A 2,592-nucleotide genomic window follows, 5' to 3' on the forward strand; every position below is an offset into this window, starting at 1 on the left:
CTCGCCCGATGGGTTCTTCTCCTGCGGCTCGAAGACGGATGTGTTTCTGGAGACCAGATACTGCCCGCCGATGGCGAGCTCGTAATTTCGCTCACCTCTTCCCACGCCGGCGGACCCGGATTCCTGTCCCCTCCATTCGCCCACGAAGTACTTGAGAGGTTTCCAAACATCCTCTTCCTGAGTTGGTTGCAAGACGAGAAACGCAAACCAGATCGTGCCCATCGTTGGTCCTCCTGCAGTCCGATCGAGCATAACTCGGGAATACGCCAACGAATTGGACAAATCCGACAAAGTCAAAGCTCGAAAGAAGAAACCCGGGAACGTGAGAGCAGCTGGCGCGGGGTCAAGCCGGAGAATTCCTTGAATTCACGAATGAAATGCGCCTGATCGTAGTAGCCGCTCAGGTGGGCGGCCCAGGTCAGGCTCTCAAAAGGCTGGCACAGCTTACGATAGGCTCGAATGAACCTCACCAGGCGGGCCGTCTGCTTCGGCGTCGCACCGATGTTCTGGAGGAATCTCCGCTGGAGCTGGCGTTCACCGATGCCGAGCTCGCGGGTCATTTCGCTCATGCGGACCTGGCCGCGCCGTTGCCAGAGATAGCGGACGGCGGGAGCGAGGTCCTCCTTCTGGTGAAGCGCGAGCTGCTCGAGGAGAAAGCGCTCGACGCGCTCGACTCGCTCTTCAGTCGTCGTGGCATTTGCCACCGCGTCTTCCAGCTCCCGGCACCGCTTTCCCCAGAGCGCCTCGGCCGGCACCTGGCAATCGGCAAACTCAGAGACCGGAACGGGAAAGAACTGATAGGCACCCCAAGGAAAGAACCGGACCGATATGAGGCCGCAGCTTCCCGTTGCGCGGATGTCGATGAACCGGGACGCCTGGGAGATCGCGAAGCTCCGCGGCTGCGCCTGTTCGCGACCGTCGGCAAAGCGGGTGACGAACGGATCGCCGTAGTGAAAGACGACCTCGACGATCCCATCGGGAAGAATCCGATGGCCGTCGCCGAAAAATCCAGGATCGCCCGTCTCCAGCACCCATATCAGTTTCACATAGGGCGCCAGCAGCGCGTTGGGTCGAAATTCTCGATCGATCAACTCTTCTTTCGGTCTCCCGAAAGTCTCAAGAGCGGTTCGATCAGTTCCATCGGGATCGGGAAGACGACGGTCGAGTTCTTCTCGGTGGCAATCTCGGTCAAGGTCTGCAGGTATCGAAGCTGCAATCCGAGGGGGTGTTGCCCGACGATCGCGGCGGCCTGGGACAGCTTTTCTGCGGCCTGGAACTCGCCGTCCGCGTGGATGACTTTCGCACGCTTCTCTCGCTCGGCCTCGGCCTGACGGGCGATGGCGCGCTGCATCTCCGTGGGAAGATCGACGTGCTTGACCTCGACCGCCGTCACCTTGATCCCCCAGGGGTCGGTGTGCTTGTCGAGAATGTCCTGAAGCTGCACGTTGAGCCGTTCGCGCTCGGCGAGAAGCTCGTCGAGCTCCACCTGGCCGAGAACGCTCCTGAGGGTCGTCTGAGCGAGCTGAGAGGTAGCGTGAAGGAAGTTCTCCACTTCGATCACCGCCTTGATCGGGTCGACGACGCGGAAGAACACCACCGCGTTGACCTTTACCGAAACGTTGTCGCGGGTGATGATGTCCTGGGGCGGTACATCGAGTGCCACCAGCCTCAGGCTCACCTTGATTATCTTGTCAACAGGGGAGTAAACCAGGACGAGACCCGGCCCTTTCGGCCGGGGGATGAGGTTTCCCAGTCGGAAGACGACTCCGCGCTCGTATTCGTTGAGCACCTTGATCCAGTTCAAGAGAAAGATGGCGACGATGACGAGCACCGCCAAGGTACCGATAGAAAAACCTGGCATGAGTCGCTCCCTTCGTTAGGGTTCGGAAACCCGCTCGACGATCAGCTTCAGTCCATTGACGCGAGACACTCTCACCCGCTCGTCCTTCGATATGGGCTCGATCGAACGGGCGTCCCAGTACTCTCCGTGAATGAAGACTTTGCCCCTCTCGCCGATGTCCGTAAGTGCCGTGCCGACCTGGCCGACGAGGCCTTCGCTTCCGGTGACCGGTGGCCGCCGCTGGGCCTCGATCACCTTGCGGCCGATGAAGATCACGACGATCGCGAGGACCACCGCGACCGGCAGAATCATCGTCCAGCTGACCTGGAGCGCCGGTGTGGGAAGAGGCTGCTCCTCGAACAGCATCAGCGCTCCGAGCACGATGCCCACAATCCCGCCCGCCCCAAGAGCACCGAAGGAGGGAGTCAATGCTTCGACGATGAGCATGCCGAAACCGACGATCAGGAGAAGCAGGCCGACGATGTTGACGGGCAAGATCTCGAAGGCGAATGCGGCGAGTAGCAGAGCGATCGCGCCAACGATACCCGGCACCAGGGTGCCGGGGTTGGAGAACTCGAGATACAGTCCGGCGAGGCCGATGAGGCCAAGGAAGACTGCAATGTTCGGGTTGGCGATGTAGGAAAGAAGCCTTTGCTTCGTCGTCATCTCCTTGACGACCACCGGAGCATCCGAGGTCGAGAGCGTGATCTCGCTTCCGTCGACCCGCTTGACGACTGCGCCGTGCAGGAGCT

General features: G+C 60.6%; 4 protein-coding genes. All 4 read right to left on the reverse strand.

The window, feature by feature from the left end:
- Window positions 1–222 (reverse strand): hypothetical protein (locus VEK15_02515; protein ID HXV59540.1); only part of this gene is annotated, 222 nt, incomplete at its 3' end.
- A 71-nt stretch (window positions 223–293) separates the two neighbouring features.
- Window positions 294–1,091, reverse strand: a complete 798-nt coding sequence (locus tag VEK15_02520) for a helix-turn-helix transcriptional regulator (protein ID HXV59541.1) — start codon at window positions 1,089–1,091, stop codon at window positions 294–296.
- A complete protein-coding gene (locus VEK15_02525; protein ID HXV59542.1) occupies window positions 1,088–1,861 on the reverse strand; it encodes a slipin family protein in 774 nt (257 codons plus the stop codon). Before VEK15_02525 ends, VEK15_02520 begins: the two co-directional genes overlap by 4 nt.
- Before the next feature lie 15 nt (window positions 1,862–1,876).
- A partial coding sequence (locus tag VEK15_02530; GenBank protein ID HXV59543.1) for an NfeD family protein occupies window positions 1,877–2,592 on the reverse strand: 716 nt, incomplete at its 5' end.

The organism is Vicinamibacteria bacterium (genome assembly GCA_035620555.1).
Classification (GTDB): Bacteria; Acidobacteriota; Vicinamibacteria; order Marinacidobacterales; family SMYC01; genus DASPGQ01.